The organism is Kosakonia sp. AG348, assembly GCF_003337365.1.
In the GTDB taxonomy this organism is placed as follows: Bacteria; Pseudomonadota; Gammaproteobacteria; order Enterobacterales; family Enterobacteriaceae; genus Kosakonia.
The window spans coordinates 369,247-389,959 of the sequence record NZ_QPJR01000005.1 but is presented as its reverse complement, the minus strand read 5'-3'; the positions used below and the strand labels follow the sequence as shown (position 1 = coordinate 389,959).

22 protein-coding genes are annotated in these 20,713 nt (G+C 53.6%); 15 read left to right on the top strand and 7 right to left on the bottom strand.

What is annotated here, in order from left to right; translation table 11 throughout:
* Window positions 1–24 precede the first annotated feature (24 nt).
* Both DFO56_RS15190 and trxC read right to left on the bottom strand, forming a co-directional pair.
* Window positions 25–723 (bottom strand): tRNA-uridine aminocarboxypropyltransferase, encoded by a 699-nt coding sequence (locus tag DFO56_RS15190; protein WP_045510510.1) that lies wholly within the window; start codon window positions 721–723, stop codon window positions 25–27.
* Between the two features lie 69 nt (window positions 724–792).
* A complete protein-coding gene (gene trxC / locus DFO56_RS15185) occupies window positions 793–1,212 on the bottom strand; it encodes a thioredoxin TrxC (RefSeq protein ID WP_020454759.1) in 420 nt (139 codons plus the stop codon).
* 204 nt (window positions 1,213–1,416) lie between these two features.
* Between trxC and DFO56_RS15180 the strand changes: the two genes are divergently transcribed.
* Window positions 1,417–2,535, top strand: a complete 1,119-nt coding sequence (locus tag DFO56_RS15180; protein ID WP_045510509.1) for a tRNA/rRNA methyltransferase — start codon at window positions 1,417–1,419, stop codon at window positions 2,533–2,535.
* A 209-nt stretch (window positions 2,536–2,744) separates the two neighbouring features.
* Here the strand turns inward: DFO56_RS15180 and ung are convergent, their stop codons facing one another.
* The gene (gene ung, locus DFO56_RS15175) at window positions 2,745–3,434 is read right to left on the bottom strand and encodes a uracil-DNA glycosylase (protein ID WP_020454757.1); all 690 of its coding nucleotides are present in this window, start codon (window positions 3,432–3,434) and stop codon (window positions 2,745–2,747) included.
* 314 nt (window positions 3,435–3,748) lie between these two features.
* Here ung and grcA point away from each other — a divergent pair, with 314 nt between their 5' ends.
* Window positions 3,749–4,132 (top strand): autonomous glycyl radical cofactor GrcA, encoded by a 384-nt coding sequence (gene grcA, locus DFO56_RS15170; RefSeq protein WP_020454756.1) that lies wholly within the window; start codon window positions 3,749–3,751, stop codon window positions 4,130–4,132.
* A gap of 42 nt (window positions 4,133–4,174) precedes the next feature.
* On the opposite strand, the gene srmB is transcribed toward grcA, so the two are convergent.
* Complete coding sequence (srmB, locus tag DFO56_RS15165) at window positions 4,175–5,509, bottom strand: ATP-dependent RNA helicase SrmB (protein WP_045510506.1); 1,335 nt, start codon at window positions 5,507–5,509, stop codon at window positions 4,175–4,177.
* A gap of 27 nt (window positions 5,510–5,536) precedes the next feature.
* Between srmB and DFO56_RS15160 the strand changes: the two genes are divergently transcribed.
* Window positions 5,537–6,376: a tRNA1(Val) (adenine(37)-N6)-methyltransferase gene (locus DFO56_RS15160; protein ID WP_370447819.1), complete on the top strand. Its 840-nt coding sequence runs from the start codon at window positions 5,537–5,539 to the stop codon at window positions 6,374–6,376.
* On the opposite strand, the gene nadB is transcribed toward DFO56_RS15160, so the two are convergent.
* On the bottom strand, window positions 6,361–7,980 hold the full coding sequence (nadB, locus tag DFO56_RS15155; protein WP_045510502.1) for an L-aspartate oxidase: 1,620 nt from the start codon (window positions 7,978–7,980) through the stop codon (window positions 6,361–6,363). The genes DFO56_RS15160 and nadB overlap by 16 nt on opposite strands.
* A 423-nt stretch (window positions 7,981–8,403) precedes the next feature.
* Here nadB and rpoE point away from each other — a divergent pair, with 423 nt between their 5' ends.
* From rpoE to acpS, 11 genes are all read left to right on the top strand, one after another.
* A complete protein-coding gene (gene rpoE / locus DFO56_RS15150; protein ID WP_000003307.1) occupies window positions 8,404–8,979 on the top strand; it encodes an RNA polymerase sigma factor RpoE in 576 nt (191 codons plus the stop codon).
* Window positions 8,980–9,010: 31 nt separating this feature from the next.
* Window positions 9,011–9,661 carry an anti-sigma-E factor RseA gene (gene rseA / locus DFO56_RS15145; RefSeq protein WP_045510496.1) on the top strand — a complete coding sequence of 217 codons (651 nt, stop codon included), beginning with the start codon at window positions 9,011–9,013 and terminating at the stop codon, window positions 9,659–9,661.
* The gene (gene rseB / locus DFO56_RS15140) at window positions 9,661–10,614 is read left to right on the top strand and encodes a sigma-E factor regulatory protein RseB (protein WP_045510494.1); all 954 of its coding nucleotides are present in this window, start codon (window positions 9,661–9,663) and stop codon (window positions 10,612–10,614) included. The genes rseA and rseB overlap by 1 nt, the downstream gene beginning before the upstream one ends.
* Window positions 10,611–11,090 (top strand): SoxR-reducing system protein RseC, encoded by a 480-nt coding sequence (gene rseC / locus DFO56_RS15135; protein WP_020454750.1) that lies wholly within the window; start codon window positions 10,611–10,613, stop codon window positions 11,088–11,090. Before rseB ends, rseC begins: the two co-directional genes overlap by 4 nt.
* A 156-nt stretch (window positions 11,091–11,246) precedes the next feature.
* Window positions 11,247–13,046, top strand: a complete 1,800-nt coding sequence (gene lepA, locus DFO56_RS15130) for a translation elongation factor 4 (RefSeq protein ID WP_020454749.1) — start codon at window positions 11,247–11,249, stop codon at window positions 13,044–13,046.
* Window positions 13,047–13,061: 15 nt separating this feature from the next.
* Window positions 13,062–14,036, top strand: coding sequence for a signal peptidase I (lepB, locus tag DFO56_RS15125; protein WP_020454748.1), 975 nt, complete (start codon window positions 13,062–13,064; stop codon window positions 14,034–14,036).
* Between the two features lie 210 nt (window positions 14,037–14,246).
* Complete coding sequence (rnc, locus tag DFO56_RS15115) at window positions 14,247–14,927, top strand: ribonuclease III (RefSeq protein ID WP_044489704.1); 681 nt, start codon at window positions 14,247–14,249, stop codon at window positions 14,925–14,927.
* Entirely contained in the window at window positions 14,924–15,829 is a 906-nt protein-coding gene (era, locus tag DFO56_RS15110; protein ID WP_020454746.1) for a GTPase Era, read from the top strand. The genes rnc and era overlap by 4 nt, the downstream gene beginning before the upstream one ends.
* A 134-nt stretch (window positions 15,830–15,963) precedes the next feature.
* Window positions 15,964–16,671 carry a DNA repair protein RecO gene (recO, locus tag DFO56_RS15105; RefSeq protein ID WP_017459036.1) on the top strand — a complete coding sequence of 236 codons (708 nt, stop codon included), beginning with the start codon at window positions 15,964–15,966 and terminating at the stop codon, window positions 16,669–16,671.
* 66 nt (window positions 16,672–16,737) lie between these two features.
* Window positions 16,738–17,469, top strand: a complete 732-nt coding sequence (gene pdxJ, locus DFO56_RS15100; protein WP_045510493.1) for a pyridoxine 5'-phosphate synthase — start codon at window positions 16,738–16,740, stop codon at window positions 17,467–17,469.
* Window positions 17,469–17,849 (top strand): holo-ACP synthase, encoded by a 381-nt coding sequence (acpS, locus tag DFO56_RS15095; RefSeq protein ID WP_045510492.1) that lies wholly within the window; start codon window positions 17,469–17,471, stop codon window positions 17,847–17,849. The genes pdxJ and acpS overlap by 1 nt, the downstream gene beginning before the upstream one ends.
* On the opposite strand, the gene DFO56_RS15090 is transcribed toward acpS, so the two are convergent.
* Window positions 17,846–18,106 carry a YfhL family 4Fe-4S dicluster ferredoxin gene (locus tag DFO56_RS15090; RefSeq protein WP_017459033.1) on the bottom strand — a complete coding sequence of 87 codons (261 nt, stop codon included), beginning with the start codon at window positions 18,104–18,106 and terminating at the stop codon, window positions 17,846–17,848. The two genes, acpS and DFO56_RS15090, sit on opposite strands and share 4 nt — an antisense overlap.
* Window positions 18,107–18,457: 351 nt before the next feature.
* Here DFO56_RS15090 and DFO56_RS15085 point away from each other — a divergent pair, with 351 nt between their 5' ends.
* The gene (locus DFO56_RS15085; protein WP_045510491.1) at window positions 18,458–19,753 is read left to right on the top strand and encodes an SGNH/GDSL hydrolase family protein; all 1,296 of its coding nucleotides are present in this window, start codon (window positions 18,458–18,460) and stop codon (window positions 19,751–19,753) included.
* 35 nt (window positions 19,754–19,788) lie between these two features.
* Here DFO56_RS15085 and DFO56_RS15080 read toward each other — a convergent pair whose 3' ends face one another.
* A complete protein-coding gene (locus DFO56_RS15080) occupies window positions 19,789–20,637 on the bottom strand; it encodes a MurR/RpiR family transcriptional regulator (protein WP_017459031.1) in 849 nt (282 codons plus the stop codon).
* Window positions 20,638–20,713: the final 76 nt, after the last annotated feature.

The following is a 20,713-nucleotide window of genomic DNA, read 5'->3' as shown; positions in this document are numbered from 1 at the left end:
CCGCAAAAGAGTGACCCGATGATATTAAACGTTTTCTACGGCGTTTGCTGTGATGGCGGATGGATGATGCGGTTTCCCCGCCAGGTAACGCTCGCGGAACAGGGTGAAGTGATCGCTGAGCGCTTGCGCTGCGGTGCTGTCGCCAGCGAGATCCAACAGGGCAATGGCCACTTCCGCTGTGCAGTATTGATCGTCTGCATGCGCTTCTCTTAAACGATAGGCAGACACGCGTGACAGATCGACGGAGATAACCGGTAATGCATCCAGATAGGGGCTTTTGCGAAACATTTTACGCGCTTCGGTCCAGGTGCCATCCAGCATAATAAACAGTGGCGGTTTGCCGGCGGCGGGAGCGCTCAACACCTGACGTTCACTGCCCGCGTAAGACGCCGGGAAGACAACCATCGGTTGGTACTCGTCACTGGTACATAAATCAATAAGCGCTTGCGTTGGTTCGGTACGCGACCACTGAAAAGCCTGCGTATCGGGCAGGATATCGGCAATCAAACGCCCGGTATTACTGGGTTTCATTGGCTCGGTGTCGAACATGACCAGGCAAAAGCGGCTGTTGGCGCAAGCCGGTTTTAAGGTATCACACAGACAGTTTTTCAGCGGCAGCAAGCAGCGCTGGCAGCGGCGAATACGGTTGCCACGCGCCAGAAACGGGCGCGTCGAGCGGGCAAGGCGCTCAGCACGGAGTTGGAGAACAGCGTTATTGGTCATGAAGGTCGCGCAAGAAAAACGCCATTGTCGCAGAGCTGAAAACGGGGCACAAGATGCGCCCCGAAAGGATTACAGTGATTCGTTAAGCCAGCTGTCGAACGGCGCTTTTGGCATCGCGCCACTTAGCATGTCCACCACTTCGCCATTTTTGAACAGCATAATGGTCGGAATACTGCGAATGCGGAAACGCGCACTGAGCTCGCGCTCGGCTTCGGTGTTAACTTTTACAAAGCGCACTTTACCGCTGCGTTCTTCTGCGACATCTTCGAAAATCGGCGCGAAGTTGCGGCACGGGCCGCACCATGGCGCCCAGAAATCGACAACCACAGGCAGGTCATCTTTCAGCAGCTTATCCAGGGTTTCGCCAGTCGCATTGATTACATCTCCATCGAACAGCTCATGTCCACAGCGCCCACATTTCGCGCCGTCGTTCATTCTTTCTTCAGGAATGCGGTTCAGCGCCTGACAGCTTGCACATACGGTATTCATAACTAACCTCAGGGAAGCGATGGTACAAAGCGGCGTTTCGCCGGTATGTTTCTTCAATGTTACATATTATTGATAAGAAGGTTTTAAACGACAACGCGTTTTATTCAATGAGTACAATAGCCGATAACTTTTGAACGAATTAATGGCTAAGCGCCAGCACATCAGGTAATCTGCGCGCTTCGCGCAGCGCTGGTGGAGAAAAGCATGAACGATGAATTAAAGAATAAAAGCGGCAAGGTCAAAGTGATGTATGTCCGCAGTGATGATGATTCCGATAAACGTGGCTATAACCCGCGCACCGGGAAAGGGCCAGCGCGTAGCGGAACGTCTTCGCGCGGTGGCGATGACCGTCGCACCTCCCGCGATGATAAAGGTCGTGCTGGCCGTGACGACAGAAGTCGTTCTGCCCGCGATGACCGGGGCCGCCCTGCTCGTGATGACAGAGGCCGCCCGCAGCGAGACAATTTCAGTAACCAAAGTGATTCGCCGTGGCGTACCGTTTCCCGTGCGCCGGGCGACGAAACGCCGGAAAAACCGGATCACGGTGGTATTAGCGGTAAAAGTTTTATCGATCCGGAAGTGCTGCGCCGTCAGCGCGCGGAAGAGACGCGCGTCTATGGCGAAAATGCCTGCCAGGCACTGTTCAGCAGCCGTCCTGAATCGATTGTCCGCGCCTGGTTTGTGCAGAGCGTGACCCCGCGTTTTAAAGAAGCTCTGCGCTGGATGGCCGCGAACCGTAAAGCGTATCATGTGGTTGATGAAGACGAACTGGCGAAAGCCTCCGGTACAGAACATCACGGCGGCGTATGCTTCCTGATCAAAAAGCGTAATGGTCTTAGCGTCCAGAAATGGGTGGCGAATGCCGCAGAAGAAGATTGCGTGCTGGCGCTGGAAGATGTGGGCAACCCGCACAACCTCGGCGCAATTATGCGTAGCTGCGCACATTTCGGTGTGAAAGGCGTGGTATTGCAGGATGCGGCAGTGGTTGAATCTGGCGCGGCTGTCCGTACCGCAGAAGGCGGCGCGGAACACGTTCAGCCGATCACCGGCGATAGCTTTGTCGATGCGCTGGAAGAGTTCCGCCAGGCGGGTTACGCGCTGGTGACGACTTCCAGCCACAACGGAACGCCGCTGTTTAAAGCTGAGTTGCCGAAAAAGATGGTGCTGGTGCTGGGTCAGGAGCGTGATGGTTTGTCTGATGTGACGCTGTCTCGTTCAGATTTAAGCGTCTCAATTGAAGGCACCGGCAACGTTGAAAGCCTCAACGTGTCTGTCGCAACCGGCGTGTTGCTGGCAGAGTGGTGGCGTCAAAATAAAGCCTGATAGCGCAACGCCATATGCAATAAAAGATGCCAGCGTAATGCTGGCATTTTTTTATTCTACTCGCTGAAAATCACACCCTGTGGGTATGGTCATCAACACCTTTTGGGCTCTGCTTTATTGCTGTTGGATTTCAATTTCACAAGCCTGGCAGAGGCTTTTTCAAGTCCTTCCAGGGGGCAATTAACGCCGTCTTTTCTGGAGGCTGATTTTTACTTACTCTCTGCCGGGAGTGTCGGCATCCAGTCGATTGGCGTTTCGCCCTGTTTTTCCAGCCATTGATTCGCCAGGACAAAATGGTTACAGCCGAAAAATCCACGGTGCGCGGAGAGCGGTGACGGATGCGGTGCTTTCAGAACATGATGGCGTTTTGTGTCGATAATCGCCCCTTTTTTCTGTGCGTGCGAACCCCAAAGCAGAAAGACCACGCCTTCGCGGTGCTCATTAATCAGGCTAATCACTTTATCGGTGAAGGTTTCCCAGCCGAGGCTTGCGTGCGAGTGCGCCTGACCGGCGCGTACGGTGAGTACGGTATTAAGTAGCAGCACGCCCTGACGCGCCCAGCTTTCGAGATAACCATGTTGCGGGCGCACAAAACCCGGGATGCTGGCTTCCAGCTCTTTATACATATTCAGCAGAGAAGGGGGAGGTGCTATGCCCGGAAGAACAGAAAACGCCAAACCGTGAGCTTGTCCCGGGCCGTGGTAGGGATCCTGGCCGAGGATCACAACTTTGACATCGCCAAGCTCAGTGAAACGAAAGGCGTTGAACACATCTTTCTGCGGCGGATAGATGGTTATTCCGGACTGGCGTTCAGCCGCCACCGTGCTAAGGGTATTAATAAAGTACGGCTGCTGTTTTTCTTCTGCCAGCACATCATGCCATGTTAATGAAGTGGTCATCCCGCTCTCCTGCGAAGTTCGTTCCCCGTAGCTTAACTGCTTATTTCCCCGGAACAAAATTCACTGTCGCTCGTGAACGAAAATCCTAAAAATTTTTTTAAAATTTACAAAAATTTTAAGTTGGTGTGACTGGCGTAACTTGATATAAAACAAGTATATTCCCCAATAGCCATTTTCACTGTGTGGTTTTTATTGATTTAAATCAAAGAATGCCGCATGTCGGACTGGTATATAAACAATCAGACAACAATGGTTTTACCAATTGGCCGGAAAGATTCCGGCTAATCAAATAATGTGCCTAAGGGAGGCTATTCATGATTACTGGTATCCAGATTACTAAAGCTGCCAATGACAACCTGCTGAATTCGTTCTGGCTGCTCGATAACGACAAAGGCGAAGCTCGTTGCGTATGTGCCAAAGCGGGTTATGCAGAAGATGAAGTGGTTGCGGTTAGCAAACTCGGCGATATCGAATACCGTGAAATTCCGATGGAAGTGAAACCGGAAGTGCGCGTTGAAGGCGGCCAGCATCTGAACGTTAACGTGCTGCGTCGTGAAACACTGCTTGATGCCGTTGAACACCCGGAAAAATACCCACAGCTGACGATTCGTGTCTCCGGTTATGCTGTGCGTTTTAACTCTCTGACGCCAGAACAGCAGCGCGACGTTATTGCTCGTACCTTTACTGAAAGCCTGTAATTTCAGGCACACATAAAAACGCCGGGATATCCCGGCGTTTTTTTACTCTTCTGTATTTTGCGGCGCAGTACTTGCAGCGCTCGGCTTACGTCGCTTGCCAATGTTTTTGGTGTCACGATGGCGTTGCTTCACGCGCGGTTTCTCTTTTTCTTTCTCTTTTTTCTTCTCTGCGCGCTTCGCCAGCACTTTCTTCGACGGTTTGCCTGTCAGCTTTTCACTGGGAGCGCGCGTTTTCGCACGCAATTCATCTATTACGCGTGGCTTCAGCGGCTCTTCAACATAACGGCCAATTTTACCCAGCAGCAGATGATCGTGCGCCTCGACCAGCGAAATCGCGGTGCCTTTACGACCCGCGCGGCCTGTACGACCGATGCGGTGCAGGTAGGTATCGCCGCTGCGTGGCAGATCGAAGTTAAAGACGTGGCTGACATCATCGATATCAATGCCGCGAGCGGCGACATCGGTGGCGACCAGCACATTCACACGACCTTCTGTCAGGCGTTTGATCGCTTCGTTACGCTTCGCCTGCACCATCTCACCTTCGAGATAGCAGTTGTTGATACCCGCTTCACGCAGCCAGTTCGCCAGCTCATGCACACGTTCGCGTTTGCGCACAAACACGATAGAGCGGCTAACTTCAGGTTGCTTGAGCAGATGTACCAGCAGCGCGGTTTTATGGACGACGTCATCGGCACGATAGTACCACTGGTGAATTTTCTTGCGCTCACGCGTTGATGGCGTGGCGGAAACTTCGACAGGATCTTCCAGCAGGCGCTCAGCAAAATTTTTAATGGCCTCGCCTTCCAGCGTCGCGGAGAACAGCATGGTCTGCTTGCGCCAGCGGGTTTCACCGGCAATATGCTCGATATCTTGTGCGAAGCCCATGTCCAGCATGCGGTCTGCTTCGTCAAGGATCAGCGTTTCTACCGCGCGGCAGTCGAAGTTCTCTTCTTTAATATATTGCAGCAGGCGGCCAGTGGTCGCGACCACGATATCCTGGTTTTCGCTGAACACTTCCGCGTGGTTCATATACGCTACACCGCCGGTAATGGTGGCGATATCCAGATGCGTGTTTGCGGCAAGTTCACGCGCGTGATCGGCAACCTGCATCGCCAGTTCGCGGGTCGGCGTCAGGATCAGGATACGCGGCGGGCCGGATTTTTTACGCGGGAAGTCCAGAAGGTGCTGCAACGCAGGCAGCAGATATGCCGCCGTTTTACCGGTGCCGGTAGGGGCGGAACCGAGGACATCACGCCCTTCAAGCGCAGGCGGAATGGCGGCGGCCTGGATGGCGGTCGGGCGTGTAAAGCCTTTACTCTGGAGCGCGTCCAGCAGGCTGTCGTCAAGTTCGAGTTCGGAAAAAGTCGTTACAGTCATGATCTACCTCTGTGTGGGGCGCCGATTATAGACGTTACGGCTGCAATCTTCATCTGTTGTCTGCTTATTGCTTTTCCGGCGCTTTGCTTTCCCCTATGCTACACCGGTTTCCGAATCGAGGTTGTAAAGATGTCCCAGTCAAAGGCTCAGTTGCGCCGTGACGGCTTCACGTTTAAAGAATTTTTTGTTGCGCACGATCGCTGTGCCATGAAAGTGGGCACCGATGGGGTGATGTTAGGCGCGTGGGCACCAGTTTCCAAAGCGCGGCATGTGCTGGACATTGGTACCGGCAGTGGGCTGCTGGCGCTGATGCTGGCGCAACGCACATCGCCAGAAGTAACAATTGATGCCGTCGAGCTGGATGAGCAAGCTGCGGGGCAGGCACAGGAAAATGTCCAGGCCTCGCCGTGGGCGGAGCGCATTACCCTGCATCAGGCGGATATCTGCCAGTGGAGCACGGAAAACACCGCCCGCTTCGATCTGATTGTTAGCAATCCACCCTATTTTGACGAAGGGGTGCAATGCGCCACGCCAGAGCGCGATAAAGCGCGCTATACCACAACGCTTGATCATCAGTCCTTGCTGGAAATTGGCGCAACGCTGATTACGGAAGAGGGATTTTTCTGCGTCGTTCTGCCGATTGAAATCAGCGAAGCCTTTGTCAGCAAAGCGCAAATGCTGGGCTGGCATCTGCGTTTGCGTACAGATGTGACTGAAACAGAAAGCCGCTTGCCGCATCGGGTCCTGCTGGCTTTCTCACCGCGAGATGGCGAAATGTTTGCCGATCGTCTGGTGATCCGTGGGCCAGATCAGCGTTACTCAGAGAGCTACACTGCGCTGACCCAGGCGTTTTATCTGTTTATGTAGTTTTGTGGCGAGAGCACTGTCGGGCCGGATTCCGGCAGTAAATCGGGGTAATCCAGCGTGAAATGCAACCCGCGGCTCTCTTTGCGCGCCATCGCACAGCGGACAATTAACTCCGCGACTTGCACCAGGTTGCGCAATTCCAGCAGGTTATTCGAAACACGGAAGTTCGCGTAGTATTCATCGATTTCCTGCTGCAACAACGTAATACGGCGCTGCGCCCGTTCAAGGCGTTTAGTGGTGCGCACAATGCCGACGTAATCCCACATAAACAGCCGTAATTCGTGCCAATTGTGTTGCAGAATCACCCGTTCATCGGCATCGTCCACGCGACTTTCATCCCATGCTGGCAACGTCGTGACCGCCTGGGCATGCGGTATATGGTGGGCGATATCTTCCGCTGCAGACCAGCCGTAGACCAGACACTCCAGTAGCGAGTTCGACGCCATGCGGTTTGCTCCGTGCAAACCGCTATAGCTCACTTCCCCAATGGCATACAGCCCGTCGACGTCGGTACGCCCGCGATCGTCAATCATGACGCCGCCGCAGGTGTAATGTGCCGCGGGTACAATCGGAACAGGCTCTTTGGTTAAATCAATGCCAAGTCCGAGCAACTTTTCATAAATCATCGGGAAATGGTGACGGATAAATTCAGCCGGTTTATGGCTGATATCGAGATACATGCAATCGACGCCGAGGCGTTTCATTTCATGATCGATCGCACGGGCGACCACATCGCGTGGCGCTAACTCGCCCCGCGCGTCAAAATCTGGCATGAAACGGGTGCCGTCCGGGCGTTTCAAATGTGCGCCTTCACCGCGTAACGCTTCCGTGAGCAGGAAGTTGCGCGCCTGCGGGTGGAACAGGGCGGTAGGGTGAAATTGATTAAACTCCAGGTTCGCCACCCGACAGCCCGCACGCCAGGCCATGGCGATACCGTCCCCGGAGGCGATATCCGGATTGGTGGTGTACTGATAGACCTTCGAGGCGCCACCAGTTGCCAGTACCACAGCTTTTGCCTGGCAGGTTTCCACCTGTTCTTTATTACGGTTCCACACCCACGCGCCCACCACACGGCGCGTTCCGGCCAGGCCAATTTTGTCGGAGATAATCAGGTCCACCGCATTGCAGCGCTCAAGCACGCGAATGTTCGGATGGTTAATCGCCTGGGTGACCAGCGTGTTTTCGACCTCTTTGCCGGTCGCGTCGGCGCTATGCAGAATGCGGCGGTGACTATGCCCGCCTTCACGCGTGAGGTGGTAGCTGGCTTCGCCGTTGGCAGCGACTTCGGTATCAAACAACACGCCTTGATCAATAAGCCACTGGACACACTGGCGCGCGTTGCTGGCGACAAACTCGGCGGCATGGCGCTCCACAATCCCGGCACCGGCAATCAGCGTGTCTTCCACATGCGATTCGATGCTATCGGTTTCATCAAATACCGCCGCGATACCGCCCTGCGCATAAAATGTCGAACCTTCGCTAATGGGACCCTTGCTTAAAACAATGACCTTATGTTTGTCTGCAAGCCGTAAAGCCACCGAAAGACCGGCCGCGCCGCTGCCGATGACCAGTACATCACAGGAGAGTTCAGGAGTCGTTTTCATGGTTTGTTTAATTTACTAAACAGTGTTTGCGCAGCATAGCACCGTAAGCGGCAATTGATCACTGTTTTTTGTTTCTCTTGTATTAACGGCTAAACATGTCTGCGAGGATGAAAAGAGGTAACCGGAAAAAAAGCTATTAATAAGCAGTTTGTTAGCGAGGGCGTATTAGAGATGAAAAAAAAGCGGTATTGCGTTACTCTCTGGCGGTCTTAAGGTCTTTTCTTTGAGAAAACACATTGTTCAAAGTTTGCGGACTTATAATGAGTGAGAATGAAAAGTCTGTGGAACGATGCACAAAAACAAAGGCGTGACGGAACTTTATCACATACTGCCCCTCTAACTGGCTGCTTGCTCATATAGTGCAGTATTGGAGTGGCGTTCTGGATACGCGTGGAAATTGGTTTTGGGGAGACTTTACCTCGGATGAGCGAGCAGTTAACGGATCAGGTCCTGGTCGAAAGGGTCCAGAAAGGAGATCAGAAAGCGTTTAACTTACTGGTGGTGCGCTACCAGCATAAAGTGGCGAGTCTGGTTTCCCGTTATGTCCCTTCGGGCGATGTGCCTGATGTCGTACAAGAGTCATTTATAAAAGCCTATCGCGCGCTTGATTCATTCAGGGGGGATAGCGCTTTTTATACCTGGCTGTACCGAATTGCGGTTAATACAGCGAAAAATTACCTGGTTGCCCAAGGGCGCAGGCCGCCATCCAGTGATGTGGACGCAATTGAAGCAGAAAACTTCGAAAGTGGCGGTGCACTGAAAGAAATTTCGAACCCTGAGAACTTAATGTTGTCAGAAGAACTGCGACAAATAGTTTTTCGTACCATTGAGTCACTCCCGGAAGATTTACGTATGGCAATTACGTTGCGGGAGCTGGATGGCCTGAGTTATGAAGAGATTGCGGCCATAATGGATTGTCCGGTAGGTACCGTTCGTTCGCGTATCTTCCGTGCGCGGGAAGCTATTGATAATAAAGTTCAACCGCTTATCAGGCGTTGACGATAGCGGGATACTGAAAAAGGTATTAGGCATGCAGAAAGAACAACTTTCCGCTTTAATGGATGGTGAAACGCTGGATAGTGAGCTGCTCGTTGAGTTGTCTCACGATCCGGAAATGCAGAAAACCTGGGAGAGCTACCATCTCATCCGCGATTCCATGCGTGGTGATACCGCCGATCTCCTCCATTTCGATATCTCAGCCCGAGTAATGGCCGCGATTGAGAATGACGCTGTTCAGGCGCCGGCGCCATTGATTCCTGAAGCTCAGCCCGCTCCTCACCAATGGCAGAAAATGCCGTTCTGGCACAAAGTTCGTCCGTGGGCCAGCCAGCTTACCCAGATGGGCGTTGCGGCATGCGTATCGCTTGCTGTAATTGTTGGCGTCCAGCACTATAATGGCTCGGCTGAATCAACCCAACAGCCCGAAGCGCCAGTGTTTAATACGCTGCCGATGATGGGCAAAGCCAGTCCGGTGAGTTTGGGTGTTCCGTCTGATGCGACGGCAAATGCCGGTCAGCAACAGCAGGTGCAGGAACAACGTCGTCGCATTAATGCGATGCTGCAGGATTATGAACTGCAACGCCGTCTGCACTCCGAACAGCTTCAGTTTGAGCAGGCGCAAACACAGCAAGCAGCTGTTCAGGTGCCAGGAAATCAAACTTTAGGAACGCAATCGCAGTAATGAAGCAACTTTGGTGTGCCATGTCTTTTGTGGCTACTGGCTTGTTCTTCTCTGTCAACGCCTCGGCTGATGTTTCGTCCGGGGCGTTGCTGCAGCAAATGAACGTGGCGAGCCAGTCGCTCAACTATGAACTCTCTTTTGTCAGCATCAATAAGCAGGGTGTTGAATCGTTACGCTACCGCCATGTGCGTCTTAACGATCAGCCGCTTGCACAGTTGTTGCAAATGGACGGCCCCCGCCGCGAAGTGGTGCAGCGTGGCAATGAGATCAGCTACTTCGAACCGGGTCTTGAACCTTTCACGCTCAACGGCAACTTCATCGTCGATTCATTGCCGTCGCTGGTTTATACCGACTTCAAACGTCTTTCTCCCTATTACGATTTCATCTCCGTGGGACGCACGCGCATTGCCGACCGGCTGTGCGAAGTGATCCGCGTTGTGGCGCGTGATGGCACCCGTTACAGCTATATTGTGTGGATGGATGAAGAAACCCGCCTGCCGATGCGCGTTGATTTGCTTGATCGTGATGGTGAAACCCTTGAACAGTTCCGCGTTATCGCTGTCACCGTCAACAGCCAGGTGATCAACAGCATGCAAACACTGGCGAAAGCCAGTTTGCCGCCGCTGCTTTCACTTCCGGCTGGCGATAACGTCGTGTTTAACTGGGAACCGGCCTGGTTGCCACAAGGGTTTAGCGAAGTCTCCAGCAGCCGCCGCCAACTGCCAACCATGGATATGCCCGTTGAATCCCGCCTCTATTCCGACGGCTTGTTCAGCTTCTCCGTTAACGTTAACCGTGCTAATCAGAATAGCGCCGATCAGATGCTGCGCACCGGTCGACGTACCGTGAGCACGACGGTTCGTGATAACGCTGAAATCACGGTTGTCGGTGAATTGCCGCCGCAAACCGCAAAACGTATTGCGGACAGTCTCAAATTTAAGGCCGCACAATGATAAAAGAGTGGGCGACCGTCGTTTCCTGGCAAAATGGTAACGCGCTGGTCGAATGTGATGTCAAAGCTTCCTGTAGCAGTTGCGCTTCGCGTGCCGGTTGCGGCAGCCGTGTGCTGAATAAACTCGGTCCGCAAACCACGCATACCATTGCCGTGCCCAGTGCCGAGCCGTTAGTTGCCGGGCAGAAAGTTGAATTAGGCATCGCCGAGAGCAGCCTGCTGGGCTCCGCGGTACTGGTCTATATGTCGCCGCTGGTAGGCCTGTTTGTCATGGGCGCCATTTTCCAGGCGCTCTTCGGCCAGGATCTCGCCGCGCTTTGCGGCGCAGTGCTTGGCGGCGTTGGCGGTTTTTTACTGGCCCGTGGTTTGTCGCCAAAGCTTGCCACGCGCAGCGAATGGCAGCCGGTTATTCTCAGCGTCGGCCTGCCTCCGGATCTTATCCGCGTCGACAACGCATCCGCTGAACGCCAGCCGTAATATCCTCTTTAAGTCTTACGATAATAGCGATACTTTTCTGCCTGGTATCAGCATTTCCCCGCATTGTTGTTGTAGTGTAGAATGCGGCGTTTCAGTACATTGACGTCAGGCGCGTACAGGCCTCTTAGTTACTCGTAAGGCATAAAAACTCACTATATGAAGAATATTCGTAACTTTTCGATCATCGCTCACATCGACCACGGTAAGTCGACGCTGTCTGACCGTATCATCCAGATTTGCGGTGGTCTTTCCGATCGCGAAATGGAAGCCCAGGTTCTTGATTCCATGGATCTTGAACGTGAGCGCGGCATTACCATTAAAGCGCAAAGCGTCACGCTGGATTACAAAGCCAACAATGGCGAAACCTACCAGCTGAACTTTATCGATACCCCCGGTCACGTTGACTTCTCCTACGAGGTTTCCCGTTCGCTCGCCGCCTGCGAAGGCGCACTGCTGGTGGTGGATGCGGGCCAGGGCGTGGAAGCGCAGACGCTGGCAAACTGCTATACCGCCATCGAGATGGATCTGGAAGTCGTACCGGTACTGAATAAGATCGATCTGCCAGCCGCCGATCCTGAGCGTGTTGCAGAAGAAATTGAAGACATTGTTGGCATCGACGCCACCGATGCGGTGCGCTGCTCGGCGAAAACCGGCGTGGGCGTGCCCGATGTGCTGGAACGCCTGGTGCGTGACATTCCGCCGCCGGAAGGCGATCCGGAGGCGCCGTTGCAGGCACTGATCATCGACTCCTGGTTCGATAACTACCTTGGCGTGGTTTCTCTGGTGCGTATCAAAAATGGCACCATGCGCAAAGGCGACAAAATTAAGGTGATGAGTACCGGGCAGGTTTATAACGCCGACCGCCTGGGGATTTTCACGCCGAAACAGGTTGATCGCACCGAACTGAAGTGTGGCGAAGTAGGCTGGCTGGTTTGTGCGATTAAAGACATTCTCGGCGCGCCAGTGGGCGATACCCTGACTTCCTCCCGCAACCCGGCAGATAAAGCGCTGCCAGGCTTTAAGAAGGTCAAACCGCAGGTTTATGCCGGTCTGTTCCCGGTCAGCTCTGACGATTACGAAAACTTCCGCGATGCGCTCGGCAAACTGAGCCTCAACGACGCCTCGTTGTTCTATGAACCGGAAAGCTCCACCGCGTTGGGCTTTGGTTTCCGCTGCGGCTTCCTCGGTCTGCTGCATATGGAGATCATCCAGGAGCGTCTTGAGCGTGAATACGATCTGGATCTGATCACAACCGCACCGACCGTGGTCTACGAAGTGCAGACCACCAATAAAGAAGTGGTTTACGTCGATAGCCCGTCTAAGCTGCCGCCGCTGAACAACATTGACGAACTGCGCGAGCCTATCGCCGAGTGTCACATGCTGCTGCCGCAGGAGTACCTTGGCAACGTTATCACGCTGTGCGTAGAGAAACGTGGTGTGCAGACCAACATGGTTTACCACGGCAACCAGGTTGCGCTGACTTACGAAATTCCGATGGCGGAAGTGGTGCTGGACTTCTTCGATCGTCTGAAGTCAACGTCGCGCGGTTATGCGTCACTCGATTACAACTTCAAGCGTTTCCAGGCCTCTAACATGGTGCGTGTGGACGTGCTGATCAACGGTGAGCGCGTGGATGCGCTGGCGCTGATCACCCATAACGATAACGCCCCGTACCGTGGCCGTGAGCTGGTCGAGAAAATGAAAGAACTGATCCCGCGTCAGCAGTTTGATATCGCGATTCAGGCGGCGATCGGTAACCACATTATTGCACGTTCGACAGTCAAACAGCTGCGTAAAAACGTGCTGGCGAAATGCTACGGCGGTGACGTGAGCCGTAAGAAAAAGCTGCTGCAGAAACAGAAAGAAGGTAAGAAACGCATGAAGCAGGTCGGCAACGTCGAACTGCCGCAGGAAGCGTTCCTTGCCATTCTGCATGTGGGCAAAGATAGCAAATAATCCTAAGGAGTTGGCATGGCGAACATGTTTGCCCTGATCCTGGTGATCGCGACACTGGTGACGGGTTTTTTATGGTGCCTGGATAAATTTATTTTTGCACCAAAACGCCGGGAACGTCAGGCCGCTGCGCAAGTTGCGACAGGCGATGCGCTTGATGCAAAAACGCTGAAGAAGATCGGTCCGAAGCCTGGCTGGCTGGAAACCGGTGCGTCCGTATTCCCGGTGCTGGCTATTGTGCTGGTGGTGCGTTCGTTTATTTACGAACCGTTCCAGATCCCATCTGGTTCAATGATGCCAACGCTGCTTATCGGTGATTTCATTCTGGTGGAGAAGTTCGCCTATGGAATTAAAGATCCGATCTACCAGAAAACGCTGATTGAAACCGGTCATCCGAAACGTGGTGACATTGCGGTATTTAAATACCCGGACGATCCGCGTCTGGATTACATCAAGCGTGTGGTTGGCGTACCGGGCGATAAAGTGACTTACGATCCGGTGACCAAACAAGTGACCGTGCAGCCGAACTGCAGCTCTGGTCAGGCTTGCGGTAGCGCTTTGCCTATCACTTACAGCAACGTTGAAGAGAGCGATTTTGTGCAGACCTTCGGACGTCGCTCCGGTGGTGAGGCAAGCAGCGGTTTCTTCCAGTTACCGAAAGGCCAGTCCCTGCCGGATGGCGTACGTTTAACCGAGCGTAAAGAGACGCTGGGGGATGTGACGCACCGCATTCTGACCGTGCCTATCGCGCAGGATCAACTGGGGATCTACTATCGTCAGCAGAGCCAGCCGCTGGCTACCTGGATTGTGCCGCCGGGTCATTACTTTATGATGGGCGACAACCGCGATAACAGCGCAGACAGCCGCTACTGGGGCTTTGTGCCGGAAGCGAACCTGGTTGGCCGTGCCACGGCAATCTGGATGAGTTTCGAAAAACAAGAAGGTGAATGGCCGACAGGCGTGCGCCTGAATCGTATCGGCGGAATTCATTAATTAACCAGGGCGCAATCACCGCGATTGCGCCCTTAATTATTTCCAATATTATTCCCACCAGACTAACGACAACCCCGGTCGTTGCGTATAGAATATTCCCCCGAAGTTTAAGGCTGGTTCCCCCGGGCGCCACAGCACACGAAACCGCGTTGGTTTTCTCAGGTCGGTTTCGTGTGCTGCATTGTTGACGCATTTATTTATTGGTATCGCATGAACCCCATCGTAATTAATCGGCTTCAACGGAAGCTGGGCTACACTTTTCAACATCAGGATCTGTTGCAGCAGGCATTAACCCACCGCAGCGCCAGTAGCAAACATAACGAGCGTCTCGAATTTCTCGGTGACTCTATTTTAAGTTATGTGATTGCTAACGCGCTCTATCATCGTTTCCCGCGTGTGGACGAAGGTGATATGAGCCGCATGCGCGCGACGCTGGTGCGTGGAAATACGCTGGCGGAGATTGCCCGCGAATTCGAACTGGGTGAATGTCTGCGCTTAGGGCCGGGCGAACTGAAAAGCGGCGGTTTTCGCCGTGAATCGATTCTGGCAGACACCGTTGAGGCGTTAATTGGCGGGGTGTTTCTTGATAGCGATATTCAGACCGTCGAACAATTAATTCTGAGCTGGTATCAAACGCGCCTTGATGAAATCAGTCCTGGCGATAAACAAAAAGATCCGAAAACGCGCCTGCAGGAGTTTCTGCAGGGTCGCCATCTGCCGCTGCCGTCTTATCTGGTGGTGCAGGTGCGCGGCGAAGCGCACGATCAGGAATTTACTATCCACTGCCAGGTCAGCGGCCTGAGTGAACCGGTGGTTGGCACAGGTTCCAGCCGTCGCAAGGCGGAGCAGGCTGCCGCCGAACAGGCGCTGAAAAAACTGGAGCTGGAATGAGCGAAGAAAAAACCTATTGCGGATTTATTGCCATCGTCGGACGTCCCAACGTTGGCAAATCCACCTTGTTGAATAATCTGCTTGGGCAGAAGATTTCCATCACCTCTCGTAAGGCGCAGACCACGCGCCACCGCATCGTCGGTATCCATACTGAGGGCGCGTATCAGGCGATTTACGTCGATACCCCAGGCCTGCACATGGAAGAGAAACGTGCCATCAACCGTCTGATGAACAAAGCTGCCAGCAGCTCCATCGGTGACGTTGAACTGGTCATTTTCGTTGTGGAAGGCACCCGCTGGACGCCGGATGACGAAATGGTGCTGAACAAGCTGCGTGACGGCAAAACGCCGGTGATCCTCGCGGTCAACAAAGTGGACAACGTGCAGGAGAAAGCCGATCTGCTGCCGCACCTGCAGTGGCTGGGCAGCCAGATGAATTTCCTCGATATCGTGCCGCTATCTGCTGAGACCGGTCTGAACGTTGATACCATCGCGGGCATCGTGCGCAAGCATCTGCCGGAAGCGGTGCATCACTTCCCGGAAGATTACGTGACCGACCGCTCACAGCGCTTTATGGCCTCGGAAATCATCCGCGAAAAACTGATGCGTTTCCTCGGTGCGGAACTGCCGTACTCGGTCACCGTGGAGATCGAACAGTTCGTGACCAACGAACGAGGTGGTTACGACATCAACGGGTTGATCCTTGTTGAGCGCGAAGGGCAGAAGAAGATGGTGATTGGCAACAAAGGTGCCAAAATCAAAACCATCGGTATTGAAGCCCGTAAAGATATGGAAGAGATGTTCGAAGCCAAAGTTCACCTGGAACTGTGGGTGAAAGTGAAATCCGGCTGGGCCGACGACGAACGCGCGCTGCGTAGTCTCGGTTACGTAGACGATCTCTAAGAACCTGCTCTCTATGGCTCCCGGGTTGCAGGCAAACTGCCAGGTTGTGAGTGTTCAGGTGCTTGCTCGAATAAGCGCTCTGGATGTGCGGATGAAGCCAGCGCTGTTGCGGCCTGAAAGACGACGGGAATAATATGGAAGGCTGGCAGCGCGCTTTTGTTCTGCATAGTCGCCCGTGGAGCGAAACCAGCCTGATGCTGGACGTCTTCACGGAAGAGTCTGGTCGTGTGCGCCTTGTCGCCAAAGGCGCACGTTCCAAACGTTCTAATCTGAAGGGCGCATTACAGCCTTTCACTCCTCTGCTGGTGCGCTTTGGCGGGCGTGGCGAAGTCAAAACGCTGCGCAGCGCGGAAGCGGTATCGCTGGCACTGCCGCTCAGCGGCATCACGCTCTACAGCGGTCTCTACGTTAACGAACTTATCTCCCGCGTGCTTGAACACGAGACGCGCTTTTCTGAACTGTTTTTTGATTACCTGCACTGTATCCAGGCCCTGGCGGGTGTCACCAGCACGCCGGAACCGGTGCTGCGTCGTTTTGAGCTGGCGCTGCTCGGGCATCTGGGTTATGGCGTTGATTTTCTCCACTGCGCCGGCAGCGGCGAGCCGGTCGATGATGTAATGACTTATCGTTACCGGGAAGAAAAGGGCTTTATTGCCAGTGTCGTAATAGATAACAGCACCTTTACCGGGCGGCATTTACGCGCACTGGCGGAGAGGGAGTTCCCGGATGCCGACACGCTCCGCGCTGCAAAGCGCTTTACCCGTATCGCGTTAAAGCCGTATCTTGGAGGCAAACCGCTGAAAAGCCGGGAGCTGTTCCGGCAGTTCGTGCCAAAAAGATAGCAGAATAACAACCGGACTGACGCGGCGAAGCGCGCGTCAGTGCCTTTGAGAACATTGAGGATTGTCATGGCTGAATTACTGTTGGGCGTCAACATCGATCACATCGCCACACTGCGTAACGCGCGCGGGACGGCCTATCCGGACCCGGTGCAGGCCGCTTTTATCGCCGAGCAAGCAGGCGCTGATGGCATCACGGTGCATTTGCGTGAAGATCGTCGTCATATTACTGACCGCGACGTGCGCATTCTGCGCCAGACTTTGCACACCCGAATGAATCTGGAAATGGCGGTGACCGAAGAAATGCTGGCGATTGCCTGTGAAACCAAACCGCATTTTTGCTGCCTGGTGCCGGAAAAACGCCAGGAAGTCACCACCGAAGGTGGGCTGGATGTGGCCGGGCAACGCGAGAAAATGCGCGACGCCTGCCAGCGTCTGGCGCAGGCGGGCATCCTGGTGTCGTTGTTTATCGATGCTGATGCTGAGCAGATCAAAGCGGCGGCAGAGGTTGGCGCACCGTACATCGAAATTCACACTGGTTGCTACGCGGATGCTAAAAGCGATGCCGATCAGGCAAAAGAGCTCGAACGCATTGCTAAAGCAGCGACCTACGCAGCAAGCCTTGGCCTGAAAGTTAACGCCGGACACGGCCTGACCTATCACAACGTCAAAGCCATTGCCGCGCTGCCGGAAATGCACGAGCTGAACATCGGTCACGCCATTATTGGCCGCGCGGTGATGAGCGGCCTGAGAGAGGCGGTAGCAGAGATGAAACGGTTGATGCTGGAAGCGCGCGCGTAATGGCGATTCTGGGATTAGGTACGGATATCGTCGAGATAGCCCGCATCGAAGCGGTGGTCGCCCGCAGTGGCGATCGCCTGGCTAAACGGGTGCTGAGCGACAACGAGTGGGTGCTGTATCAGGCGCATCAGCAGCCGGTGCGGTTTCTGGCGAAACGCTTTGCCGTCAAAGAAGCGGCGGCAAAAGCCTTAGGCACGGGGATCCGTAACGGGCTGGCGTTTAATCAGTTCGAAGTGTTTAACGATGCGCTGGGCAAACCGAGCCTGCGCCTTTGGGATGAAGCACTGCGGATGGCGGAGCAGATGGGCGTGCGCGCAATGCACGTGACGCTGGCGGATGAACGCCATTACGCCTGCGCGACGGTGATTATCGAGAGCTAAATCTTATCTGCGTGGTGCATCAGGACAAACTTGTCCCACAGCTGTTCTTCAGTTTCCACATGCGCCGGATCTTTGAGGATGGTATTGGGTATCGGGCACACTTTCTGGCAAGTCGGGGTTTCGTAATGGCCGACGCACTCGGTACACCGATCGCTGTTGATTTCATAAATGCTGTCGCCCATCGAAATGGCTTCGTTCGGACATTCCGGTTCGCACATGTCGCAATTGATGCAGCGTTTTGTAATGAGTAAAGCCATTTCAAAGAATTACCGTCAAATCTGGATGCTATCTGGAAATTACTGGATGTTAACCGGCGCACTTTACCACAGAAACCGGATAGCCCCAATCACGATGATCTTTTTGCGCACAAAAGTGGCGCGGGACAACCTTTCTACTCCCTCCGGAGACGTTTTGGCGAATGTTCTTAATCAAACATAAGAAAAGCGTCATTGACCGGATAATATTTCTGCGCTGAAAATATAAATAACACGAGGGCAGAATAGAGTGCGGTGTTTTTTTATTAATTAAGAATGATCACCACGTCTCTGATATATGAATGTTGCTCTATTTTAGCGCGGCCTGGCAGGGATAATTAATAAGGGATTATGATGAAAAGAGCGAAATTATATATCGCATTAATTGCCAGTATCACAAGCGGGCTGGCGAATGCGGCGAATGAGTATACCTATACAACGCCGGTACCGCCTGCGTATGAATCCTCGCCAAACCAGCGTGCGTTGCGGACAAACGACGAGACGTCAACCTATATCAAATGTGTGTATAACATCGATAATCAGGATCAAAATAATCCTGCCTCATCCTGGACATGGGCGCGTGACGGGAGTAACTACCTTAAGCTGCGCGGGTATTGGTATAGCACCACGCCGCTGGCAAATATGTTTTATAGCGAATCATCCTACGCAAACCTGGTAAATATCTGCCGGAGTACGTTGAAGGCCAGCAATATTAATGCGCAGACCGTTATTCCTTATGCTTCCGATTACGCGCTCTCCTGGTATTATATGATTTGGCATCAGGGGCAGGCGCAGCCGGCGATACTGTTTGGCAATAATAAAATTGATCGCATGGTCATATTTGGCGACAGCCTTAGCGATACGATTAATGTTTATAACGGCTCATACGGCACGGTTCCAAATCACGCATCGTGGTTTCTTGGTCATTTTTCTAATGGCAAAGTCTGGCACGAATATCTGGCCGGTTCACTTAATTTACCGGGCTATGTATGGGCGACAGCCAATGCGGAAAGCGGTGAGAAACCGTTATTTAACGGTTTTGATAAGCAGCTGGATTCTTTCAGCGCTTATCTGAGTAAAACAGAGAATTATGACATCGCGCAGACCCTGTTTACGGTGCTGTTTGGCGGTAATGATTTTATCACTGGCGCAAAAACGCCGGACGATATCATCGCTACGTACCGCATACAGCTGGCGCGTCTGGCGGCACTGGGAGCGCAGCATATCGCGATATTCAGGCTGCCTGATTTCTCTGTCATTCCTGGTGTCGCTACGTGGACATCAACGGAAAAAGAGGCGCTAAAAAACAAATCAGAGAAGTTTAACCAGCAGCTGGACCACCTGCTCGGCGAATTACGCACCGCGTATCCGAAAGCGAATTTTTTCACCATCAAACTGGATAGCGCATTTAATGATCTGCTCAGTGAAAGCGGTAAATATGGCTTTGTTAATACCAGCGAAACTTGCCTGGATATCTCCGCTTCCGGCATCTCTTACGCCACAGGTGTCGCGGTGAAGCAGGCATGTAAAGCGGCGAACGGGGCGTTTGTTTTCTGGGACAATATGCACCCGACCACCAAAACCCATGCTCTGCTCGCAGAAATGATACGCGAGGAGATAGTGCAACATCTGACCAGCGACGGCGAGTAACCGCGCTAAGGCACCTCGTCCGTCAGGACGGGAGGCTACACCAGTTTTTTCACCAGTTCTTCGCTATGGCGAATACGCTCCGGCGCATGCTCAAGATCCTGCTGTACCAGCGCCATAAACAGTAAATCCGTGAGCATCATTTGCGCGCTGGTGGAAGAAATCGCCGCGCTGCGTGTCGCTTGCTCTTCCGCGATGGTGTACAGGCAGTGCGTGGCCCGCTGCTGTAATGCGTTCGGCGTGAAACCGGTGATGGCGAGGATCTTGCCGCCAACGCGCAGTGTCTCATCGGCCGCCATGTTGATTTCTCGGCGTTCGCCGCTATAAGAGACCGGCAGCAACAGATCGCCCGGCTCCATCGCCTGCACGGTTGCCAGCAGCGCGTGCATATCCTGCTCGACCACGGCGTTAACGCCGATTTTCATCAGTTTCCAGCCAAAATTACGGGCGACCAGCCCGGAAGCGCCGATACCCGTCAGGATAATACGCCGCGCTTCGCGCAGCAGCCGCACGCTCTCCAGCAGTTTCTCCTCGCTGTTAACATCGAGCGAGGCATGCATGGCGCTCTGGTACTCTTTAATCAGCTTTTCGCCAACCACCCGCAGCGGATCATCACCACGGATCTGGTTATGTACCGGCACAGACCACGGATTGCTATTGCTGGCTAACGCTTCGCTGATCGCCAGTTTCATCGCCGGAAAGCCTTTGAAATCCATCTTCTGGGCAAATTTCACCACGCTGGACTGGCTGACGCCTGCTTCAGCGGCCAGCTGTTGCGAACTCAAATGACGGGCGCGATCGGGATTTTCCAGCAGAAATTCCGCCAGCTTTTTATCGCTCTGCGCAAGGCCTGGGTAGCGCTGGCGAATGCGGATTAGACAATTCATAAGATCTCCGGGAGCAAACCCATCCGCGATATTTTGCCGATGAATGAATTTAATATTCCAGTAATAGATTGCGATT